The organism is Rahnella bonaserana (assembly GCF_019049675.1).
GTDB classification, from domain to species: Bacteria; Pseudomonadota; Gammaproteobacteria; order Enterobacterales; family Enterobacteriaceae; genus Rahnella; species Rahnella bonaserana.
In genome coordinates this window covers 369,984-389,946 of sequence record NZ_JAFMOW010000068.1, presented here as the reverse complement: position 1 = coordinate 389,946, position 19,963 = coordinate 369,984, and the positions used below count along the sequence as shown (strand labels likewise).

21 protein-coding genes are annotated in these 19,963 nt (G+C 49.1%); 11 read left to right on the top strand and 10 right to left on the bottom strand.

The window, feature by feature from the left end; translation table 11 throughout:
- Positions 1 to 138 precede the first annotated feature (138 nt).
- Positions 139 to 453 carry a BON domain-containing protein gene (locus tag J1778_RS23400; protein WP_095921655.1) on the top strand — a complete coding sequence of 105 codons (315 nt, stop codon included), beginning with the start codon at positions 139 to 141 and terminating at the stop codon, positions 451 to 453.
- Positions 454 to 523: 70 nt separating this feature from the next.
- On the opposite strand, the gene ompW is transcribed toward J1778_RS23400, so the two are convergent.
- Positions 524 to 1,156, bottom strand: coding sequence for an outer membrane protein OmpW (gene ompW, locus J1778_RS23395; protein ID WP_112288835.1), 633 nt, complete (start codon positions 1,154 to 1,156; stop codon positions 524 to 526).
- A 291-nt stretch (positions 1,157 to 1,447) separates the two neighbouring features.
- On the opposite strand from ompW, the gene J1778_RS23390 reads away from it, so the two are divergent.
- The 4 genes from J1778_RS23390 (at position 1,448) to yciA (ending at position 3,838) form a co-directional block, all read left to right on the top strand.
- On the top strand, positions 1,448 to 1,849 hold the full coding sequence (locus J1778_RS23390) for a YkgJ family cysteine cluster protein (RefSeq protein ID WP_217175179.1): 402 nt from the start codon (positions 1,448 to 1,450) through the stop codon (positions 1,847 to 1,849).
- 89 nt (positions 1,850 to 1,938) lie between these two features.
- Entirely contained in the window at positions 1,939 to 2,694 is a 756-nt protein-coding gene (locus J1778_RS23385; protein WP_217175178.1) for a YciC family protein, read from the top strand.
- Positions 2,695 to 2,793: 99 nt separating this feature from the next.
- Positions 2,794 to 3,333 carry a septation protein A gene (locus tag J1778_RS23380; RefSeq protein ID WP_217175177.1) on the top strand — a complete coding sequence of 180 codons (540 nt, stop codon included), beginning with the start codon at positions 2,794 to 2,796 and terminating at the stop codon, positions 3,331 to 3,333.
- A 64-nt stretch (positions 3,334 to 3,397) separates the two neighbouring features.
- The gene (yciA, locus tag J1778_RS23375) at positions 3,398 to 3,838 is read left to right on the top strand and encodes an acyl-CoA thioester hydrolase YciA (protein WP_013575935.1); all 441 of its coding nucleotides are present in this window, start codon (positions 3,398 to 3,400) and stop codon (positions 3,836 to 3,838) included.
- A gap of 88 nt (positions 3,839 to 3,926) precedes the next feature.
- Here yciA and J1778_RS23370 read toward each other — a convergent pair whose 3' ends face one another.
- Positions 3,927 to 4,658, bottom strand: a complete 732-nt coding sequence (locus J1778_RS23370) for an energy transducer TonB (RefSeq protein WP_217175176.1) — start codon at positions 4,656 to 4,658, stop codon at positions 3,927 to 3,929.
- Positions 4,659 to 4,871: 213 nt separating this feature from the next.
- Between J1778_RS23370 and J1778_RS23365 the strand changes: the two genes are divergently transcribed.
- The 3 genes from J1778_RS23365 to J1778_RS23355 all read left to right on the top strand — a co-directional run bounded on the left by J1778_RS23365 (position 4,872) and on the right by J1778_RS23355 (position 5,936).
- Complete coding sequence (locus J1778_RS23365) at positions 4,872 to 5,168, top strand: YciI family protein (protein ID WP_217175175.1); 297 nt, start codon at positions 4,872 to 4,874, stop codon at positions 5,166 to 5,168.
- 166 nt (positions 5,169 to 5,334) lie between these two features.
- Positions 5,335 to 5,649 carry a TFIIB-type zinc ribbon-containing protein gene (locus J1778_RS23360; protein ID WP_217175174.1) on the top strand — a complete coding sequence of 105 codons (315 nt, stop codon included), beginning with the start codon at positions 5,335 to 5,337 and terminating at the stop codon, positions 5,647 to 5,649.
- Positions 5,650 to 5,690: 41 nt separating this feature from the next.
- Complete coding sequence (locus J1778_RS23355; RefSeq protein ID WP_338019656.1) at positions 5,691 to 5,936, top strand: YnfU family zinc-binding protein; 246 nt, start codon at positions 5,691 to 5,693, stop codon at positions 5,934 to 5,936.
- Here J1778_RS23355 and J1778_RS23350 read toward each other — a convergent pair whose 3' ends face one another.
- Entirely contained in the window at positions 5,937 to 6,119 is a 183-nt protein-coding gene (locus J1778_RS23350) for a YciY family protein (protein ID WP_101076905.1), read from the bottom strand.
- A 296-nt stretch (positions 6,120 to 6,415) separates the two neighbouring features.
- Here J1778_RS23350 and cls point away from each other — a divergent pair, with 296 nt between their 5' ends.
- Together cls and J1778_RS23340 are read left to right on the top strand one after the other, a co-directional pair.
- Positions 6,416 to 7,876: a cardiolipin synthase gene (gene cls / locus J1778_RS23345; RefSeq protein WP_217175173.1), complete on the top strand. Its 1,461-nt coding sequence runs from the start codon at positions 6,416 to 6,418 to the stop codon at positions 7,874 to 7,876.
- A gap of 80 nt (positions 7,877 to 7,956) precedes the next feature.
- On the top strand, positions 7,957 to 8,280 hold the full coding sequence (locus J1778_RS23340) for an HI1450 family dsDNA-mimic protein (protein WP_112288828.1): 324 nt from the start codon (positions 7,957 to 7,959) through the stop codon (positions 8,278 to 8,280).
- A gap of 71 nt (positions 8,281 to 8,351) precedes the next feature.
- On the opposite strand, the gene oppF is transcribed toward J1778_RS23340, so the two are convergent.
- From oppF to J1778_RS23310, 6 genes are all read right to left on the bottom strand, one after another.
- On the bottom strand, positions 8,352 to 9,356 hold the full coding sequence (oppF, locus tag J1778_RS23335) for a murein tripeptide/oligopeptide ABC transporter ATP binding protein OppF (protein WP_217150763.1): 1,005 nt from the start codon (positions 9,354 to 9,356) through the stop codon (positions 8,352 to 8,354).
- Between the two features lie 29 nt (positions 9,357 to 9,385).
- Positions 9,386 to 10,411 (bottom strand): ABC transporter ATP-binding protein, encoded by a 1,026-nt coding sequence (oppD, locus tag J1778_RS23330; RefSeq protein ID WP_232829873.1) that lies wholly within the window; start codon positions 10,409 to 10,411, stop codon positions 9,386 to 9,388.
- Between the two features lie 11 nt (positions 10,412 to 10,422).
- On the bottom strand, positions 10,423 to 11,331 hold the full coding sequence (gene oppC, locus J1778_RS23325; protein WP_217175172.1) for an oligopeptide ABC transporter permease OppC: 909 nt from the start codon (positions 11,329 to 11,331) through the stop codon (positions 10,423 to 10,425).
- A gap of 15 nt (positions 11,332 to 11,346) precedes the next feature.
- A complete protein-coding gene (gene oppB / locus J1778_RS23320; protein ID WP_112288826.1) occupies positions 11,347 to 12,267 on the bottom strand; it encodes an oligopeptide ABC transporter permease OppB in 921 nt (306 codons plus the stop codon).
- 187 nt (positions 12,268 to 12,454) lie between these two features.
- Positions 12,455 to 14,095, bottom strand: coding sequence for an oligopeptide ABC transporter substrate-binding protein OppA (gene oppA, locus J1778_RS23315; protein WP_217175171.1), 1,641 nt, complete (start codon positions 14,093 to 14,095; stop codon positions 12,455 to 12,457).
- Positions 14,096 to 15,274: 1,179 nt separating this feature from the next.
- Complete coding sequence (locus tag J1778_RS23310; protein WP_112288824.1) at positions 15,275 to 15,919, bottom strand: YchE family NAAT transporter; 645 nt, start codon at positions 15,917 to 15,919, stop codon at positions 15,275 to 15,277.
- A 533-nt stretch (positions 15,920 to 16,452) separates the two neighbouring features.
- On the opposite strand from J1778_RS23310, the gene adhE reads away from it, so the two are divergent.
- Complete coding sequence (gene adhE, locus J1778_RS23305; RefSeq protein ID WP_217175170.1) at positions 16,453 to 19,122, top strand: bifunctional acetaldehyde-CoA/alcohol dehydrogenase; 2,670 nt, start codon at positions 16,453 to 16,455, stop codon at positions 19,120 to 19,122.
- A gap of 138 nt (positions 19,123 to 19,260) precedes the next feature.
- Here the strand turns inward: adhE and J1778_RS23300 are convergent, their stop codons facing one another.
- On the bottom strand, positions 19,261 to 19,869 hold the full coding sequence (locus tag J1778_RS23300) for a thymidine kinase (RefSeq protein WP_217175169.1): 609 nt from the start codon (positions 19,867 to 19,869) through the stop codon (positions 19,261 to 19,263).
- Positions 19,870 to 19,963 lie beyond the last annotated feature (94 nt).

Here is a 19,963-nt window from a genome sequence, read left to right as displayed (position 1 = left end):
AAATTTGTATTACCCATTTCAATAATCCAAACTAAAATTACTCTGCAGATCAATGATACCGTATGTGAGAGAGATATCATCTGCTCAGCTAACAGGTTGTTTCTTTTGGTTTTATAACAAATCATGGAGAGTTATTTTATGAAGCTATTCAAAACATTGTCCGCATTCTGCATGGCAGCCGTTGTGGTCATGGCTGTTGCCGCTTGTGCACCGACTAAAAAATCAGAAGGAACCGGTGGTTACATCGATGACACTGTCGTCACGACAAAAGTTAAATCAGCCCTGCTGGCCGATAAAACGATTAAATCCACTGAGATTAGCGTCGAGACCTTTAAAGGCCGCGTGCAGTTAAGTGGTTTTGTGACCTCGACAGCGGATGCGAACCGCGCGGTAGAAGTGACGCGTGGCGTGGCAGGTGTACGTTCGATTGAAAATGATATGCGGGTGAAATAGTCCGCTAATACAGCAAACTGAAATGTGAAGAGGCGCCGAAGCGCCTCTTTTTTTGTGTTCTTTTTTTAAATCAGAAACGATAGCCGACGCCAAACATAAAGACCCACGGATCGATCCGGGTGTTGATGTTTTGCTGCTCGCCACCGGCTTTGAATTTAACTTCCGTATCAATATCCATCCACCACACAGACATGTTGATTAACCAGTTGTCATCCAGGTTGTAATCCAGACCCGCCTGCGTTGCCACGCCCCATGAATCTTTAACGCTTAAATCAGACAGCCCGGCATCGCGTCCGGTCTGGTTGAAATCCGTATCATAGAAAGTGGTGTAGTTGATACCCACACCGAGGTACGGGCGAAGTTTGTCCTGCCTGTCACCGAAGTAATACTGCGCCATCAGAGACGGCGGCAATTGTTTTACTTCTGCGATTGTCCCGGTACTTTGCAAACCGACTTTGTGCTGGAACGGCGTCGCTGCCAGCAACTCCATGCCGATATTGTCGGTGAACATGTAGCCCAGAGTTAAGCCCATCTGAGTGTTGTTGTTGATGTTAAATGACCCCAGACCCAGCACATTATCCGATCCTTCTGTCGGACGTACCGTGGCTGTGCCTACGCGAAAAATCACATCCCCCGCCTGATGTGCGCTCGCGACTGCCGGAAATGCCGCTGCTGCGACTAATGCCCAATATGCTGCTTTCATTGTCCCTTCCCTTTGTGTGGATTATTTATCAACCGCGCGAATGATACCTACTCTTTGGTATGGTTTGATCAATGCGAGATCACATCTTTAAAACAAAAAGTAAGAAAATGCATCTTCCGCAAAGCGATCTAAATCTATAAAAACAAAGGAATTGATCTACATCAAAAATGAGGAGATTTTGTAGATTTGTTAACGGGTGTAATTTCAGTTGCTAAAAAAAGTGACGCTGCGTAATTTGCATACACATGTTGGTTTTGGTTTGGTGCCGTAAGGAGTCGGTAGCTTCCCAAGATGAGCGAAATTAACAATCCTTGTATGACCTGTGGCGCATGCTGCGCCTATTTCCGCGTTTCATTTTATTGGGCCGAATCTGAAGAAGCTGGCGGCATTGTTCCTCAGGCTTTCACAGAACAAGCCACCCCTTTTCTGAGCTGTATGCAAGGCACGAACAGCAAGACGCCACGTTGTATAGCGCTGGAGGGCGAAGTGGGACAATCGGTTTCCTGCTCCATTTACCTTAACCGCCCGACACCTTGTCACGAGTTTGATCAGTCAGGTCTGAATGGCGTTGCCAATCCGGCCTGTGATCGCGCCCGTGCACACTATGGTCTGCCACCACTCGATGTGGATTTACCGGCAATTGATCTCAGCCTCCTTAGCCTTGTGCAGGCAGAGATTCATCAGGCAGACTGACAGGAAATCAGCGCAAAACTATCGGCGGAGTGTATTTAAAGGGTACAATCACCGCCTTATTGATTTTTGCTTTTTGCCAAGGAGCGTCCATGTCTATCACGGCCAGTACGTTGTACCGTGACAGTTATAATTTTATGCGTAATCAGATGAGTAGCGTTTTGGCGCTCTCGGTTCTGGCCGCATTGATTACCGTCATATTGAGCTGGGTTTTAAGTCCTTCCGCTGAGCAGATCGATGCTATCGGCCAACTGATGAACAACATGACCGGCATGAGCGTCGGCGATATGATGGGTTATATCGAACAGCAAATTACTCCGGAGCAGCAAAGCGCCATTTTCCGCTATAGCCTGGCAGCACTGTTTTCCACGCTGGCCGGTAACGTCATTCTGGTCGGCGGCGTATTAACGCTTATTCAGCTGGTTTCTCAGGGCGTACGCGCCAGTGTCGTTCAGGTGCTGACCGCTTCCCTGCCGGTTCTGCCGCGTCTGGCTATTTTGCTGTTCATTTACAGTGTGATGTTCCGTATCGGGCTGGCACTGCTGTTTGTCCCTGCTTTCCTGATTGCGATTGCGTGGGCGTTGTCCCCGGTTATCGCCTGCAAAGAGAATACGGGTGCCTTCAGGGCGATGCGCCTGAGTACGCGTCTGGCCTTCTCAAATGTACGTCTGGTGGCCCCGGCGGTAATGTTGTGGATTGTGGCACAAGTGGTTCTGATGCTGTTTGTCGGCGTTCTGAGCGCACTTAATCCGATGATTGGCGCCGTCATTCTCGGGGCAGTCAGCAATATCATCAGTGCATTTATGCTGATTTATCTGTTCCGTCTTTACATGAAATTACATGCATAATATAGACATACGTTTTTAAGGGGCGCTCAGGCGCCCTTTTCTTTTGTCCGTGAAATGATTCCGGTATAGTCATCCCATACATAAAACATGGAATGAAGTATGAAGCAGCTCCTCGATTTTCTTCCCCTGATTGTCTTTTTTGTGGTTTATAAGCTTTACGACATCTTTGTCGCATCAGGCGCGTTAATCGCTGCCACCGCGTTAGCGTTAGTGATTACCTGGGTTCTGTACCGTAAAATCGAGAAGATGACATTAATCACCTTCGCGATGGTGGCGGTTTTCGGCACGCTGACCCTGGTTTTCCATAATGATGAATTCATTAAATGGAAAGTGACCGTGATTTACGTCCTGTTCTCCGGCGCACTGCTGATCAGTCAACTGGTGCTGAAAAAGCCGTTAATCCAGCGTATGTTGGGTAAAGAGCTGACATTGCCGGATCACGTGTGGAATAAACTGAACATCAGCTGGGCGATCTTTTTCCTGCTGTGCGGCCTGGCGAACATCTATGTCGCCTTCTGGTTACCCCAAAATATCTGGGTCAACTTTAAGGTCTTTGGCCTGACCGTCCTGACGCTGGTATTTACGCTGTTAAGTGGTATCTATATTTACCGGCATATGCCGGATGAAGAAAAAAAATAAGCATTCTTTTGCACGGGCCTTTCTTTGAAAGGCCTTAATCTTTAGACAGTGTGAAGCCCAATAAATGAATGAAAAACATAGCTTACCCAATGGTGAAATGGTGTTGCGTACGCTGGCAATGCCCGCTGACACCAATGCAAACGGTGATATTTTTGGCGGCTGGCTGATGTCACAGATGGACATGGGCGGCGCGATCCAGGCGAAGGAAATCGCTAAAGGTCGCGTCGTGACCGTTCGCGTTGATGGCATGACATTCCTCAAGCCGGTCGCGGTCGGTGATGTTGTGTGCTGTTATGCCCGTTGTATCCGTACCGGCAACAGCTCGATTACCATCAATGTTGAAGTCTGGGTGAAGAAAGTCTCTTCTGAGCCAATCGGACAGCGTTACAGAGCCACTGAAGCGGTCTTTACCTATGTCGCCGTGGATGACGAAGGAAAATCGCGTCAGTTACCGGATGGACGCAGTAATTTCAGCGTTGATTCAGACGGTGTTTCTCAGGACTGAGTCATTTCCTGAAACGCTGAAAAACGAAAAGGTCGCCTTACGGGGCGACCTTTTTTATTGCGCTGAATGTCAGAACCCGCAGCAGGTGTTACTCCACGCTGCTGCCACCTTTGATTTTGAACACCAGATTAACAATCAGGTTACTTGCCGCTTTAGGCTCATAACGCCATTTGTTCATCGCCTGCTTCACTTCGCGCTCAAACATGTTGCGCGGTTCGGCTGACAACACGCGGATATTCTGCACGCGACCGTCGCTGTCTACATCAAATTGCACCCGTACACGACCTTCGATACGCAGGGCCAAAGCTCGTGCCGGATAACCAGGCTGTCCGCGCTGCAGAGGGCGCGGCCCGCTGTCACTTTTTGCATTGGTTGACGCTGGCGGCTGACTGAACGGTTTGTTTACCGGCTGACTGCTGGTTACCGGCGCGGTTTGCACAGTTTGCGTCGGTTTTTCTACCGGACGTTCAACAGGCTTAACCTTCGGTTTCACCACGGGTTTTTTAACCGGCTTCGGTTTTGGTTTCGGTGGTTCAGGGATCACCACGGCTTCTGGCGGAGGTGGTGGCTCAGGCACCACCTCCGGCTCAGGTTCGGGTTCAGGTGGCGTCGGTTCGGCCTGAGGCGGCGGCGGAGGTGGCGCAAAGTCAGCGGGATTGACCATCGTCACGCTCATCACTTTTTGTTCCTGCGTCGGTAACTTGATCGACTCACCGACTGTCATATACAAAACGCCGGCGATAACAGCGACATGCAAACTGACAGCTAACGCAACCGGAATCGTAACCTTGCGGATAAATCTAAACTTTTTTAGCGGCATAATGATTCATTTTCCCCGTGAAGCCGCAAGTTTAAATGTAAATAGCAATCATATTCAACACCGAGATGACAACTATTCTCAAATAACCTTTGCTTTGATCCTACGCAAAGCACTTTCCCCCGGCTTCAGGTTTAGCTATGTTAATTCTGTAAAACGCTCTGACAGCATCCGGATGCTGCAAATTGCTCTGTAAAATCCAATTAAAGGTGACTCATGCTTTACGTTATTTATTCTGAAGATGTTTCGGATTCACTGGAAAAACGTGCAGCAGCCCGCCCTGCTCACATCGAACGTCTGAAAAAATTGCAGGAACAAGGCCGGGTATTGATCGGTGGCCCGACTCCGGCCATCGACAGTGAAGATCCGGGCGCTGCCGGAATGACCGGCTCCGTACTGATTGTTGAATTTGAAACGCTCGAAGATGCCAAAGTGTGGGCCGATGCAGACCCTTATGTCGCGGCTGGCGTTTATAAATCAGTCACCGTTAAACCTTTCAAACGCGTATTCTGATATTTCGCGGGCAGCCTTCGGGCTGTCCGTCGTTTCTGCAGCACTGTCCTCCCCCCTGCTTTAATCAACTTTACTTTTGCTTACGCCAGCTAACTGTCTAACTCTACGGATAGCAACTCATTTACCTGCGCAATTATTTTCTCAATAAGCGAACGGAGAACCGGATATGCAATGTCCTGTATGCAAAGAAAGCCAGCTGGTGATGTCTGAACGTCAGGGGATCGAGATCGATTATTGTCCGGACTGTCGTGGCGTCTGGCTGGATCGCGGTGAGCTGGACAAAATCATCGAGAAGTCCGCCGCGCATCAACAGGCGGCTCAGGGACAAGCTCCTCAGGAACAACGGCCTCAGCCTGAACGTTATGTAGAGCGAGACCGCCGCGACGACAACCGTCATCATGGCAATTACGATAACCGGGGTCATTACTCGTCGCATAAGCCCTACAAAAAGAAGAGTTTTCTTTCAGAGCTGTTCGACTGATTCCTGACTGCCAAAAACTTTTGCGTCATGACGATGATGTCATGGCGCGATTTCCCCGAATGTCGTCACATTGCTTTCATCGCTTCTGTGTTAGGATGCCTACCCCTGCCCACGAGGTATATCCTATGTCATTCTTCGACGGATTGAAGTTTCTAACCAGTACGACCACGAAGGTCACATGCCCTGAATGTGGTTACGTTTCAGAACAGATGACCGCAAAAGTTCGCAAAAACTCGACGCTGGTTTGCAAAAAATGCGGCGCACTGTTTCAGCCGAAATCCCGCTAATCAGGAATTCCATTCGTAATTTACGGCATATAATGACAAACGCTGGTGCTGCTGATGGTGGATCTGGCGAATGCGGTAGATGTGACGATAGCGTCTTGACTGACCTTCCAGCCAGCGGCTTCTGCGGCGCTGAGTCTGGCGTAGCATACGCCACCGGCCAACTTCATTTTTACTGCGTTTCATTCACTTATGTCCCGTGATGCCCGTCACTGCTTCTTTAACGGAAGAGTTTCTTTTACAGAAAGTGTCTTAAGCGGAAAAACTGCGGGGTCATTATAGGCCGATGACGTTGTGATCCAAGTCTTGTTTTTTCCTTCTTCCCCGTTATCGTCTAACCTTGATGTCAGAGCAGTGACATTTTTATTATCGGATACAGATTTAAGAGGTAGCTGATTGATTGCTGGAGTAAAGTTAGTTAAAAAAATGCCCCTTTCACGTACACTCACGCCGACGGCTTGCGAACAGGATTTTTCGCCTTTATGACAACATTTTATACGGTAATCAGCGGACTTCTGGTTTTCGGTTACTGGTTACTGATTGCCGGCGTGACTCTGCGTATTCTGATGAAACGCCGGGCCGTTCCTTCAGCAATGGCATGGCTGCTGATCATCTACATCATTCCTCTGGTCGGTATCATTGCCTATCTTTCGTTTGGCGAATTGCATTTAGGCAAACGACGTGCAGAGCGTGCTAAAGCCATGTGGCCTTCCACGGCGCGCTGGCTGAATGATCTCAAAGACTGCAAGCGTATTTTCGCTACGGAAAACAGTGAAATTGCTGCGTCTCTTTTCCAGCTTTGTGAACGCCGTCAGGGGATTGCGGGCGTCAAAGGCAACCAGCTGCAACTGCTGACCACCAGTGACGACGTGCTGAAAGCCATGATGCGCGATATCGAACTGGCGCGCAGCAACATCGAAATGGTGTTCTATATCTGGCAGCCTGGCGGTCTGGTGGATCAGGTCGCTGAGTCGTTGATGGCCGCTTCACGCCGCGGTATTCATTGCCGTCTGATGCTCGACTCCGCAGGTAGCGTGGCCTTCTTCCGCAGCCCTTATCCGGCCATGATGCGCAATGCCGGTATCGAAGTGGTCGAAGCCTTACAGGTAAATTTATTCCGTGTATTCCTGCGCCGTATGGATTTGCGCCAGCACCGTAAAGTGGTGCTGATCGACAACTATGTCGCGTATACCGGCAGTATGAATATGGTCGATCCGCGTTTCTTCAAACAGGATGCTGGCGTCGGTCAGTGGGTTGATCTGATGGCGCGTATGGAAGGCCCGGTCGCCACGACTATGGGCATTGTGTATTCCTGCGACTGGGAAATTGAGACAGGCAAACGTATTTTGCCGCCGGAACCGGATCTTAATCAGATGCCGTTCGAGCAGGAAAGCGGCCATACCATTCAGGTGATCGCCTCAGGTCCGGGCTTCCCGGAAGATATGATCCACCAGGCACTACTGACCGCCACATATTCCGCCCGTGAACAACTGGTGATGACCACGCCTTATCTGGTGCCAAGCGATGACCTGCTGCACGCCATTTGTACGGCCGCACAGCGCGGGGTCGATGTGAGTATCGTTCTGCCAATGAAGAACGATTCGATGATGGTCGACTGGGCCAGCAAAGCCTTCTTTGGCGAGTTACTGGAAGCCGGCGTAAAAATTTATCAGTTCGAAGATGGCCTGCTGCATACCAAAAGTATTCTGGTAGACGGGCAGCTCAGTCTTGTTGGTACCGTGAATCTCGATATGCGCAGCCTGTGGCTGAATTTTGAAATAACACTGGTCATTGATGACGCCGGATTTGGTGACGATTTGGGTCGTGTACAGGAAGATTATATTGCCCGTTCGCATCTGCTGGATGTCGAAGCCTGGCTTAAGCGTCCCTTCTGGCATCGCATCGTTGAACGTTTGTTCTACTTTTTCAGTCCGCTGCTGTAAAAGCCGCGACGGGCATGATGTAATACGCTCAGTAGCGGCTGGTTTCAGCCTGAACACACTTATTTGTAAACGAGAATGATATGGACCTTAATAATCGCCTGACCGAAGACGAAACGCTTGAGCAAGCCTACGACATCTTTCTGGAACTGGCCGGAGATAATCTGGATCCAGCGGATATCCTGATCTTCAATCTGCAATTTGAAGAACGCGGCGGCGCTGAATTATATGATCCCGCAGAAGACTGGGTTGAGCATGTGGATTACGATCTGAATCCTGACTTCTTCGCTGAAGTGGTGATTGGTCTTGCTGACGCTGAAGATCAGCCGATTAATGATATTTTTGCCCGTGTTCTGCTGTGTCGCGAAAAAGATCACAAGCTGTGCCACATTCTCTGGAAGGAGTGATTCAGGGAAGGCGGTTAAAAAAAAACCTGCCATTGGCAGGTTTTTTTATGCTTTCCGTCTGAGGATATTGATCAGAGCGGATCGACTTTCAGGCAGGATACCGCGTGGCGGAAACTGCCTTCCAGCAACGGACGGGTGATCGCGCATTCAGGTCCGGCAATCGGGCAACGCGTACGGAACACGCAGCCTGACGGCGGATTGATCGGCGAAGGTAACTCCCCTTCCAGCAGCTGAATGGTCTTGTTGCGCTCTTTATCCGGATCCGGCACAGGCACTGCAGACATCAGGGCACGGGTATACGGATGCTGAGGATTGTTGTACACCTCATCATAAGTCCCCAGCTCGACGGCATGCCCGAGGTACATCACCAGTACGCGATCGGAAATATGCTTCACCACCGCCAGGTCATGCGCGATGAAAATCAGCGACAAGCCCATTTCGCGCTGCAACTGCTGCAACAGGTTAACAACCTGTGCCTGAATAGAAACGTCCAGAGCAGAAACCGGCTCATCACAGATAATCAGTTTCGGTTCGAGGATCAGGGCACGGGCAATGCCGATACGCTGACACTGACCGCCAGAGAATTCGTGCGGGTAACGGTTAATCAGGTTAGGCAACAGCCCGACCTTTAACATCATTGCCTTCACTTTCTCTTTAACCTCAGTACGAGGCATTTTCGGATTATAGGTTTTCAGCGGCTCTGCAATAATTTCGCCGATCGTCATACGTGGATTCAGAGACGCCAGCGGATCCTGGAAAATCATCTGGATATCGCTGCGGGTCTGGCGCCACTCATTATCAGACATATTGAGCAGATCTTTACCTAACCAGGCAACGCGGCCATCGGTCGCTTTGACCAGACCTATCAGCGCACGGGCGAAGGTCGATTTACCGCAACCAGATTCGCCAACAACCCCCAGAGTTTCACCTTCATACAGGCGCAGCGTGACACCATCAACCGCTTTCAGGGTTTTTGATGGCTGCCAGAACCACTGTTTGCCGTCTTTGATATCGAAATGGACTTTCAGATCAGCCACTTCAAGCAGGACTTTTTTCTCAGGTGCGTTGGTGTTCATTGCCGCGCTGTTCATTACTGTGTTGTCAGTCATACCAGTTCCTCCAGCGGCTTGTAGCAGGCGCGCAGGCGACCATCACCGAAACGCTCAAGCGGCGGTGCCGATGAGCAGATATCCATCGCATGCGGGCAGCGAGGCTGGAAAGGACAACCTTTTGGCAGGCGCAACAAGTTTGGCGGGTTGCCAGGAATGGTGAGCATCGCCCCGCCCTCGGCATCCAGACGCGGAACCGCGTTCAGCAGGCCGATAGAATACGGATGACACGGATCGTAGAACACATCGCGCGCACGACCATATTCCATGGTACGGCCGGCATACATCACCAGCACTTTATCGCAGATACCTGCCACCACCCCCAGATCATGAGTAATCATGATGATGGCGGTGTTGAACTCGGCTTTCAGCTCATTCAGTAACGTCATGATCTGTGCCTGAACGGTCACGTCCAGCGCGGTCGTTGGTTCATCAGCAATCAGCAATTTTGGACGGCACAGTAATGCCATCGCGATCATTACGCGCTGGCGCATGCCGCCGGAAAATTCGTGCGGGAACATTTTCATGCGCTTGCGGGCTTCCGGCATTTTTACCGCGTCCAGCATGCGTACGGACTCTTCAAACGCTTCGCGACTGCTCATTTTTTTATGCAGGATCAGGACTTCCATCAGTTGCTCACCCACGCGCATGTACGGGTTAAGAGAGGTCATCGGATCCTGGAAGATCATCGAAATCTGTTCTGCACGCAGCTTGTTGAGCTGCTGCTGTGGCAGGTTCAGGATTTCACGGCCGTTAAATTTCGCAGAACCGCCAATACGGCCGTTGCTGGCCAGCAGTCCCATCAGGGCAAATGCAGTCTGTGATTTACCGGAGCCGGATTCGCCCACGATGCCCAGCGTTTCACCGGCACGTAAGTCGAAGTTCAGGTCATTTACCGCAGTAACGTCACCGTCCGGTGTCTCGAAAGTCACGCGCAGGTCTTGTACGTCCAGCAGGATCGGAGGAGCTTTACCGTCAACCGCAGCGGGCGATGCAAAAGTGGAATGTTCAATGGTGCTCATGGTTGCACTCCTTAACGATCTTTCGGGTCGAGGGCATCACGCAAGCCATCGCCGATAAAATTGAAACAAAACAGAGTTACAACCAGGAAGCCTGCCGGGAACAGCAGTAACCAAGGTGAAACTTCCATCGAGTTGGCGCCATCACTTAACAACGCGCCCCAACTGCTCAGCGGTTCCTGCGTCCCTAACCCAAGGAAGCTCAGGAAAGATTCAAACAGGATCATGCTTGGTACCAGCAGCGATGCATACACCACTACGACACCCAGCACGTTCGGGACAATGTGACGCAACACGATATTTCGCGTATTCACACCGCTCACCAGCGCCGCTTCGATGAATTCTTTACGTTTCAGGCTAAGGGTCTGGCCGCGCACGATACGCGCCATGTCCAGCCAGGACACCATCCCGATCGCCACGAAGATCAGCAGGATGTTTTGTCCGAAGAAGGTCACCAGCAGGATAACGAAGAACATGAACGGGAAGGAGTTAAGGATTTCCAGCAGACGCATCATCGCTGAGTCAATTTTACCGCCCAGATAACCGGACAATGACCCGTAAAGCGTACCGAGGATCACCGCAACCAGAGCTGCCGCTACCCCCACCATCAGGGAAATACGCCCACCGATCGCCACACGCACCAGCAAATCACGGCCAGATGAGTCTGTACCGAAAAAGTGATGTGAAGCCATATCAGGGGCGGCTGACATCATATTCCAGTCAGTATCATCGTAGGCAAACTGCGATAACATCGGCGCGAAAGTCACAAACAAGGCGATAAACGCCAGTACGATCAGGCTGGTTACGGCCGCACGGTTGTGCATAAAGCGGCGTCGCGCATCCTGCCACAGACTGCGGCCTTCAACTTCCAGTTTCTCGCTGAAGTTTTCGACGACGTTGCTATTTTTCTTACTTAACATCATTGACGTACTCCGGCATTAATAACGGATTTTCGGGTCGATGACGGCATAAAGCACGTCGACGATCGCATTGAATAAAATGGTCAATGCGCCCACTAAAATGGTCAGGCTCAGAACCAGTGAATAGTCACGGTTTAAGGCACCGTTAACAAACAGCTGGCCAATACCTGGCAATCCGAAAATGCTCTCGATGACCATCGAACCGGTGATGATACCTACGAAGGCCGGCCCCATGTAAGACAATACCGGCAGCAGCGCGGGTTTCAATGCGTGACGCAAAATGATGCGACGCAATGGCAAACCTTTAGCACGTGCTGTACGGATAAAGTTGGAATGCAGAATTTCGATCATTGAACCGCGGGTGATACGCGCGATACTGGCGATATACGCCAGAGACAGCGCCACCATTGGCAGGATCATATATTTGGCGCCCCCACCGTTCCAGCCACCACCAGGCAGCCATTTCAGCGTGATCGCAAATATCAGCACCAGCAACGGCGCCACCACGAAACTAGGTATGACCACCCCGGTCATCGCGATGCCCATCACCGTGTAATCCCATTTGGTGTTTTGGTTCAGGGCGGCAATAACGCCCGCACTCACGCCAAACACAATCGCCATGATAAATGCCGCCAGACCGAGTTTCGCTGAAACCGGGAACGAGGCCGCAACCAGATCATTAACGGTGTAGTCTTTATATTTGAACGACGGGCCGAAATCGCCTTTCGCCAGCTGTTCTAAATAGTGGAAATACTGCTTATACATAGGGTCATTGAGGTGATATTTCGCCTCAATGTTCGCCATCACTTCTGGCGGGAGATTACGCTCACCCGTAAAAGGGCTGCCCGGTGCGAGACGCATCATAAAAAATGAAATGGTGATCAGAATGAATAGCGTCGGAATCGCTTCCAGACAGCGGCGTAAAATAAACTTTAACATTGCCCGTACCTGTTTCTAAGCCTGTCACTACAGCTTTATAGTTTTGGCTTGGTCACGGCGACCATCAGATGCTCGTCGCCGTGGTGGCTCTTTGTTTTCATTCCGAAATCCGGAATAAAAAACATTACCTTCATCAAAATAGGATGAGCAAGGCAGCTCGGGGATGCCTTGCTCTGATATCCGTAACTTAGTGTTTGATGATGTACAAGTCTTTCACGTAGACGTTATCCTGTGGATCTTTACCGGTGTAACCGCCAACGTAAGGTTTCACCAGACGCGCGTTCACGTAGTAATAAACAGGAACAATGGCTGAGTCTTTATCCAGCTGGGTTTCTGCTTTCTGATACAGCGCCGCACGCTCTTCATCAGTTTTCGCTGTCAGAGTGTCCGCGATGTCTTTATCAAACGCCGGGCTCTTATAGTGAGCAGTGTTGTTACTGCTGTCAGACAGCATGGTGTTCAGGAAGGAAGAAGGTTCGTTGTAGTCAGAACACCAGCCCGCACGTGCCACATCGAAGTTGCCCTGATGACGGCTGTCGAGGAAGGTTTTCCATTCCTGATTAACGAGTTTCACGTCAACACCCAGGTTTTTCTTCCAGATAGCGGCAGCAGCGATAGCCAGTTTCTTATGCAGATCTGAAGTGTTGTACAGCAGATCGAAAGTCAGAGGCTTAGCAGAGGTGTAACCTGCTTCGGCCAGCAGTTTTTTAGCCTGCTCATTACGTTGTTCCTGAGTTTCTTTGAACCAGGCTGGCGGAGTCAGTTTCGCGCCATCGGTGTAAGGAGGGGTGTAACCATAGGCTGGCAGGTCGCCCTGTGCTTTTACTTTGTTCACGATGATATCGCGATCCAGACCCAGTTTCAGAGCTTCACGAACGCGTGAATCGGTGAACGGCGCTTTCTGGTTGTTGATTTCGTAGTAATAAGTACACAGGTACGGGTCAACGTGAACTTCGGTTGGGATTTCTTTTTTCAGTTTCTGGAACAGTTCGATCGGCATGTTGTTATAAGTCATGTCGATTTCGCCGCTGCGGTAGCGGTTAACGTCTGTTACTTCAGAAGAAATTGGCAGGTAAGTGACCTGATTGATCACAGTTTTTGCGTTATCCCAGTAAGTCGGGCTACGTTCCAGAACGATACGTTCGTTAACGGTCCAGGTTTTCAGTTTATACGCGCCGTTGCTCACATAGTTTTCAGGCTGGGTCCATTTGTCGCCAAACTTCTCAACTGTTTTTTTGTTTACCGGCTTCATCGCGGTGTGAGACAACATTTTAACGAAATAAGGAACAGGTTCGGTCAGCGTCACTTGCAGGGTGTGGTCATCCAGCGCTTTTACACCCAGAGTATCCGGGCTTTTCTTGCCAGTAATGATGTCATCGATGTTTTCGATGTGACCATATTGCAGGTAGCTTTCGTACGGGGATGCTGTTTTAGGGTCAGCCAGACGCTGCCAGCTGAAAACGAAATCTTCAGCAGTGACAGGATCGCCGTTAGACCATTTTGCTTCCGGACGCAGGTGGAAGGTCCAGACTTTAAAATCTTTGTTTTCCCAGCTGGTTGCTACGCCCGGAATAACGCTGCCGTCTTTGCTGTCGGTATTCACCAGACCTTCCAGCAAGTCACGGATTACGTTCGATTCCGGCACGCCTTCAACTTTGTGCGGATCGAGAGACTGAACTTCTGAGCCATTGTTACGAACCAGTTCTTGTTTGGCTGCCAGAGTGACACCTGCCGGCACATTAGCGGCAAAGGCATTATTCACAGACACCGCGCCAACCGCAGCCATAATGCAGGCAGCCAGCAGATTTTTTTTTGTGATGTTGGTCATTTTTATTCAACTCCAGTTTTTATTATGAACTTGCACGCCTAAGTGCAAGATAAACCCTTGCTGGGTCAACGGATTTCAAGAGCAGGAACGAATTGCTCTTGAAAAGCCCCATGTAGTTACCACCCGCAGATGGCTGTCCCCTACTACTGCATGTGTTATCTGGTAAGTCCGTTAAACCTCTGGCTGTTATTCGCCTTGTGGTTTCTGAGATCGTTAAGGATGATCCCCCTCCATTTGATTCACCCCGTGCGCCACAAAAGAGTGTTCTGTGGCAAACCGGGCAATCACATACTGTTATTCCTGCACTTAACAATATTATTTTCTTATTCACCCGACTTAAGGCGACAGAAAATCCTTCGCCATTAAATGCGAACCATCAAATTATTAAGAAGAAGATCTGAAGATTTGTTTAGCTGATCATGAAAATTCAGCATGAGGCAGTCTGATGTCGTCAACGTAATGCCTGGTTTTCTTTTTGCAGAAAACACTTGAGGATAAACTTGCAGTAAGCATTGCGGCACGACACTCTCCAAAAACAAATAAAATGGCTTCAATCTTTTTATCACTAGCAAGATTCGTACTCACCGGGAGCATTGCTCTGAACAAAAATCCATTTTTGAAGGCGATTTGAAAATTATCAGAACCCTGTTACGCGCGCCAATAAATTTTGCAAATTTGTTACGCAATTCTCTTTTACTCGTAACAGTCTTTAAAGCAAGTCAATCAGGGTTCCGGCAAGAAACACCATTAACACATTGGTTTTAAAAAAATTTATAGTGAAATTTCTCACCATAGCCGTACCGGAGACTGTTCAAGAACTCGCCTGATACAATCAGTTAACATTGTTAGATTTATAAGAATAAACACCTGTTAACTGCTGTGTTAACACTAATAACATCTCGATACAGCCTGCACAAGCCTTACAGAATGATGTGGGCAAATTAGCGTCAATACGGGCAATAAACAACAGTAATTAGCGAATAATTAGCTAAGTTTATTTAAAGAAATGAGGACTTGGATTGAAAAGAGGAGTGAGACGAGGGTTTGCGCCACATTAGGGTGCAATCGCTCTGAATTAAGTCATTAGCTGCACTATAATAAGGCATTCGATTATAAGAGTAGGTAATAATTATCACGAAAACGCTTAAGCGTTTCCGTGATAATTTGGCCGCTAATAGATTAAAGAAGGCCAGGGAAAATCGCTTTTATTCCCGTCACAATAAATTCAATGCCCAGTGACATCAGCAACAATCCCATAATACGGGTGATGACGTTAATGCCGGTTTGCCCCAGCAGGCGCACCAGCAAAGGCGCCGCCCTGAACAGCAGCCAGCAGCAGAATGCGAAGAACATAATCGCGACGGTAAGACCCAGCAGATTTGGCCAGCTGTGATAACGAGAACTCCAGACAATTGTTGAACTGATTGCACCGGGCCCTGCCATTAAAGGCAATGCAAGTGGAACCACACCGACGTTTTCGCGGATCGCCGTTTCTGACTTTTCCTGCTTGTTCTGTTTATCTTCCCCGAGCTTTCCGCTGATCATCGACATCGCAATGGTCACCACCAGGATCCCGCCGGCAATACGGAATGAATCAATTGAAATGCCGAACAGGTGCAGAATCGCATCGCCAAGGAACAGCGCGGTCGACAATATAATGGCCACCGACAGGTTGGCCGTCATATTGGTTTTGTTACGCCCTGCCGCCGCCTGATAGCTGGTCATGCTGATAAACACGGGCAAGATCCCCACCGGATTGACCAGTGCAAACAGCCCGACAAAGAATTTGATATAACCAGAAAAATCTAACAAAGATTGGCTCACGCAGAACTCCGCACAGTTACGCCGGTAGATGAAGGTTTTGATGGGCGCTAATGTACTGGAATCGCAGTAAAGGCGCCACGCCGTTTCATAGTTTTTATCACCAGATTTCCAAATAAAGGCAGTGAATAAGACTTTTGTTAAAAATCAGTTTTTTTATTGATAACTTTAGATACAAAACTGTATTATCCATGGGCTGATTTGATAATTATTCTCAACAAATCACTGCTGAAAGGTGTCAGCTACGGTATTTAGTGATCCAGATCAAATTACGCCTGCCTACAAATAGGTAAGCTTTGTGCATAGTCACTCAACGTTAGTTTGCAGAACAAATATTCGTCAAGCCACGTTGAATGAGGAGTTATCTACTACCTTACGTGCTTCACTACTGGAAGCTCTTTAAGCAAATAAAGAGACAAAGACAACACTTTGAGAATCATAGAGTTAATTAGTTTCTCACGGTGACTGATAGCAGGTCTATACTAGTCTTTGGCAGGTTATTTACTAAAAGAGTTTAACTTTATCAGGAGAGCATTATGGCTGTAACAAATGTCGCTGAACTAAACGCACTCGTTGCTCGAGTCAAAAAGGCACAGCGCGAATATGCCAACTTCACTCAGGAACAAGTAGATAAGATTTTCGCTGCCGCCGCCCTGGCTGCTGCCGATTCTCGAATTCTGCTCGCCAAACTGGCTGTTGAAGAATCCGGAATGGGTATTGTCGAAGACAAAGTGATCAAAAACCACTTCGCCTCTGAATATATCTATAACGCTTATAAAGACGAAAAAACCTGTGGCATTCTGGGCCAGGATGACACTTTCGGTACCATCACTATCGCTGAACCTATTGGCCTGATTTGCGGTATCGTCCCTACCACCAACCCAACTTCTACTGCGATTTTCAAAGCCCTTATCAGCCTGAAAACACGTAACGGTATTATCTTCTCTCCACACCCACGTGCTAAAAATGCGACCAACAAAGCGGCAGACATCGTTCTGCAGGCTGCTATCGCTGCTGGTGCGCCAAAAGACATTATTGGCTGGATTGATGAACCAAGTGTAGAACTTTCTAACCAACTTATGCACCACCCTGACCTGAACCTGATTCTGGCAACCGGTGGTCCGGGCATGGTTAAAGCAGCATACAGCTCCGGTAAACCAGCAATCGGCGTGGGTGCAGGTAATACCCCGGTCGTTGTTGATGAAACTGCTGATATTAAACGTGTTGTTGCTTCCGTTCTGATGTCTAAAACCTTCGATAACGGCGTCATCTGTGCGTCTGAACAATCCATTATCGTGGTTGATTCTGCTTATAATGCGGTTCGTGAACGTTTCGCATCTCACGGCGGCTACATGCTGCAAGGCAAAGAGCTGAAAGCTGTTTCAGATATCATTCTGAAAAATGGTGGCCTGAACGCGGCTATCGTAGGCCAGCCAGCGACCAAAATTGCCGAAATGGCCGGCATCAAAGTGCCAGCTCATACTAAAGTGTTAATTGGTGAAGTCAGCGTTGTTGACGAATCAGAACCATTTGCACATGAAAAACTGTCCCCTACCCTCGCGATGTACCGTGCGAAGAACTTCGAAGACGCGGTAGCTAAAGCTGAGAAACTGGTAGAAATGGGCGGTATCGGCCATACCTCTTGCCTGTACACAGACCAGGATAACCAACCAGAACGTGTGAACTATTTTGGCAACAAAATGAAAACCGCACGTATCCTGATTAACACCCCGGCTTCACAGGGTGGTATCGGTGACCTGTACAACTTCAAACTTGCTCCTTCTCTGACGCTGGGTTGCGGTTCCTGGGGTGGTAACTCCATCTCTGAAAACGTCGGTCCTAAACACTTGATCAACAAGAAAACTGTAGCGAAGCGAGCAGAAAACATGTTGTGGCATAAACTTCCAAAATCTATTTACTTCCGTCGTGGCTCACTGCCAATCGCACTCGAAGAAGTGGCTACTGATGGAGCAAAACGCGCATTCATCGTCACTGACCGTTTCCTGTTCAATAACGGCTATGCAGACCAGATCACCAGCGTTCTGAAAAGCCACGGTATTGAAACAGAAGTGTTCTTTGAAGTGGAGGCTGATCCAACGCTAAGCATTGTGCGTAAAGGTGCTGAGCAAATGAACTCCTTCAAACCAGACGTGATTATCGCGCTGGGTGGTGGTTCTCCGATGGACGCGGCTAAAATCATGTGGGTTCTGTACGAACACCCGGATACTCAGTTCGAAGATTTGGCGCTGCGCTTTATGGATATCCGTAAACGTATCTACAAATTCCCAAAAATGGGCGTGAAAGCGAAAATGATCGCCGTCACCACCACTTCCGGTACCGGTTCTGAAGTCACTCCGTTTGCAGTTGTTACCGACGATGCAACAGGTCAGAAATATCCGCTGGCTGACTATGCTCTGACTCCTGATATGGCTATCGTAGATGCCAATCTGGTGATGAACATGCCTAAATCACTGTGTGCTTTCGGTGGTCTGGATGCCGTAACTCACGCACTGGAAGCTTACGTTTCTGTACTGGCTAATGAATATTCCGACGGTCAGGCTCTGCAGGCACTGAAACTGCTGAAAGAAAACCTGCCAGCCAGCTACAACGAAGGGGCTAAAAATCCGGTAGCACGTGAGCGTGTTCACAATGCGGCAACTATCGCGGGTATCGCGTTCGCTAACGCCTTCCTTGGGGTTTGTCACTCAATGGCCCATAAACTGGGTTCAGAGTTCCACATTCCACACGGTCTGGCTAACGCAATGCTGATTTCTAACGTCATCCGCTACAACGCCAACGACAACCCAACTAAGCAGACTGCCTTCAGTCAGTATGACCGCCCACAAGCGCGTCGTCGTTACGCAGAAGTGGCTGACCATTTAGGTCTGAGCGCTGCAGGCGACCGTACTGCACAGAAAATCCAGAAACTGCTGACCTGGTTGGATGAAATCAAAGCGGAACTGGGTATCCCAACCTCTATCCGTGAAGCAGGCGTTCAGGAAGCTGACTTCCTGGCAAAAGTAGACAAACTGTCTGAAGATGCTTTCGATGACCAGTGTACCGGTGCTAACCCACGTTACCCGCTGATCTCTGAACTGAAACAGATTCTGATGGATACTTTCTACGGCCGCGAATTCAGCGAAGAAGAAGCAACAGAAGTTGTTGTTGCCGCTCCTAAAGCTGAAAAGAAAACCAGCAAAAAGTAATCTGCTGAGTTTCTGATAGTCAGAAAGTAAAAAACCCGCTGAAAGGCGGGTTTTTTTATGGCTTCAGGATAATCGAAGCAAAATCTGATAATGCCTTAAGTAGCTAATGCATCCAGTCCTCAGTAAAAACTCTGGGACTCACTCTGGCTTGTCTTCGCCCGCAGTATCAAATGCCGCCATCGCTTCTTTATAGTGCTTCCGGCAGACGGAAACATAACTTTCGTCACCACCTATAACGACCTGTGCGCCATCGTGTAAAGCGTTTCCCTTCTCATCCAGCCTCAGGTTGCGGTTAGCCTTGCGCCCGCAGTGACAGATGGTTTTAAGCTCAACCAGTTTGTCCGCCCATGCCAGCAAATATTCACTGCCTTCAAAAAGCTCACCACGAAAATCGGTCCGCAGACCATAACAAAGCACCGGCACGTCCAGATCGTCCACAACGTCGGTGAGTTGCGATACCTGCGCCTTAGTCAGGAACTGGCATTCATCTATCAGAACGCAGCTCAGACGCTGTGAGCGGTTCTCCTGGGCTATCAGATTGAATAGTTCAGTGTCCTTATTGTAAAGCTCTGCCGGCGATGACAAACCGATACGGGAACTCACTTTACCGACACCAAAACGATGATCGAATTCTGCTGTTAACACCAGCGTGCGCATACCACGTTCTTGATAATTATATGAAGATTGCAACAGCGAAGTGGACTTCCCGGCATTCATCGCCGAGTAATAGAAATAAAGCTGAGCCATGAAGGCGTGACCCCATAATGTAAATGGATGGCATAAATTTTCGGCGTGGATTGTACCACAGGCCTGACAATCTATAACAACGCCTGACCCGCGC

Excerpts from the sequence above, each read along its gene's own strand:
- J1778_RS23400 (WP_095921655.1), top strand. The coding sequence starts at position 139 with ATGAAGCTATTCAAAACATTGTCCGCATTCTGCATGGCAGCCGTTGTG.
- ompW (WP_112288835.1), bottom strand. The coding sequence starts at position 1,156 with ATGAAAGCAGCATATTGGGCATTAGTCGCAGCAGCGGCATTTCCGGCA.
- J1778_RS23390 (WP_217175179.1), top strand. The coding sequence starts at position 1,448 with ATGAGCGAAATTAACAATCCTTGTATGACCTGTGGCGCATGCTGCGCC.
- J1778_RS23385 (WP_217175178.1), top strand. The coding sequence starts at position 1,939 with ATGTCTATCACGGCCAGTACGTTGTACCGTGACAGTTATAATTTTATG.
- J1778_RS23380 (WP_217175177.1), top strand. The coding sequence starts at position 2,794 with ATGAAGCAGCTCCTCGATTTTCTTCCCCTGATTGTCTTTTTTGTGGTT.
- yciA (WP_013575935.1), top strand. The coding sequence starts at position 3,398 with ATGAATGAAAAACATAGCTTACCCAATGGTGAAATGGTGTTGCGTACG.
- J1778_RS23370 (WP_217175176.1), bottom strand. The coding sequence starts at position 4,658 with ATGCCGCTAAAAAAGTTTAGATTTATCCGCAAGGTTACGATTCCGGTT.
- J1778_RS23365 (WP_217175175.1), top strand. The coding sequence starts at position 4,872 with ATGCTTTACGTTATTTATTCTGAAGATGTTTCGGATTCACTGGAAAAA.
- J1778_RS23360 (WP_217175174.1), top strand. The coding sequence starts at position 5,335 with ATGCAATGTCCTGTATGCAAAGAAAGCCAGCTGGTGATGTCTGAACGT.
- J1778_RS23355 (WP_338019656.1), top strand. The coding sequence starts at position 5,691 with ATGGCGCGATTTCCCCGAATGTCGTCACATTGCTTTCATCGCTTCTGT.
- J1778_RS23350 (WP_101076905.1), bottom strand. The coding sequence starts at position 6,119 with ATGAAACGCAGTAAAAATGAAGTTGGCCGGTGGCGTATGCTACGCCAG.
- cls (WP_217175173.1), top strand. The coding sequence starts at position 6,416 with ATGACAACATTTTATACGGTAATCAGCGGACTTCTGGTTTTCGGTTAC.
- J1778_RS23340 (WP_112288828.1), top strand. The coding sequence starts at position 7,957 with ATGGACCTTAATAATCGCCTGACCGAAGACGAAACGCTTGAGCAAGCC.
- oppF (WP_217150763.1), bottom strand. The coding sequence starts at position 9,356 with ATGAACACCAACGCACCTGAGAAAAAAGTCCTGCTTGAAGTGGCTGAT.
- oppD (WP_232829873.1), bottom strand. The coding sequence starts at position 10,411 with ATGAGCACCATTGAACATTCCACTTTTGCATCGCCCGCTGCGGTTGAC.
- oppC (WP_217175172.1), bottom strand. The coding sequence starts at position 11,331 with ATGATGTTAAGTAAGAAAAATAGCAACGTCGTCGAAAACTTCAGCGAG.
- oppB (WP_112288826.1), bottom strand. The coding sequence starts at position 12,267 with ATGTTAAAGTTTATTTTACGCCGCTGTCTGGAAGCGATTCCGACGCTA.
- oppA (WP_217175171.1), bottom strand. The coding sequence starts at position 14,095 with ATGACCAACATCACAAAAAAAAATCTGCTGGCTGCCTGCATTATGGCT.
- adhE (WP_217175170.1), top strand. The coding sequence starts at position 16,453 with ATGGCTGTAACAAATGTCGCTGAACTAAACGCACTCGTTGCTCGAGTC.
- J1778_RS23300 (WP_217175169.1), bottom strand. The coding sequence starts at position 19,869 with ATGGCTCAGCTTTATTTCTATTACTCGGCGATGAATGCCGGGAAGTCC.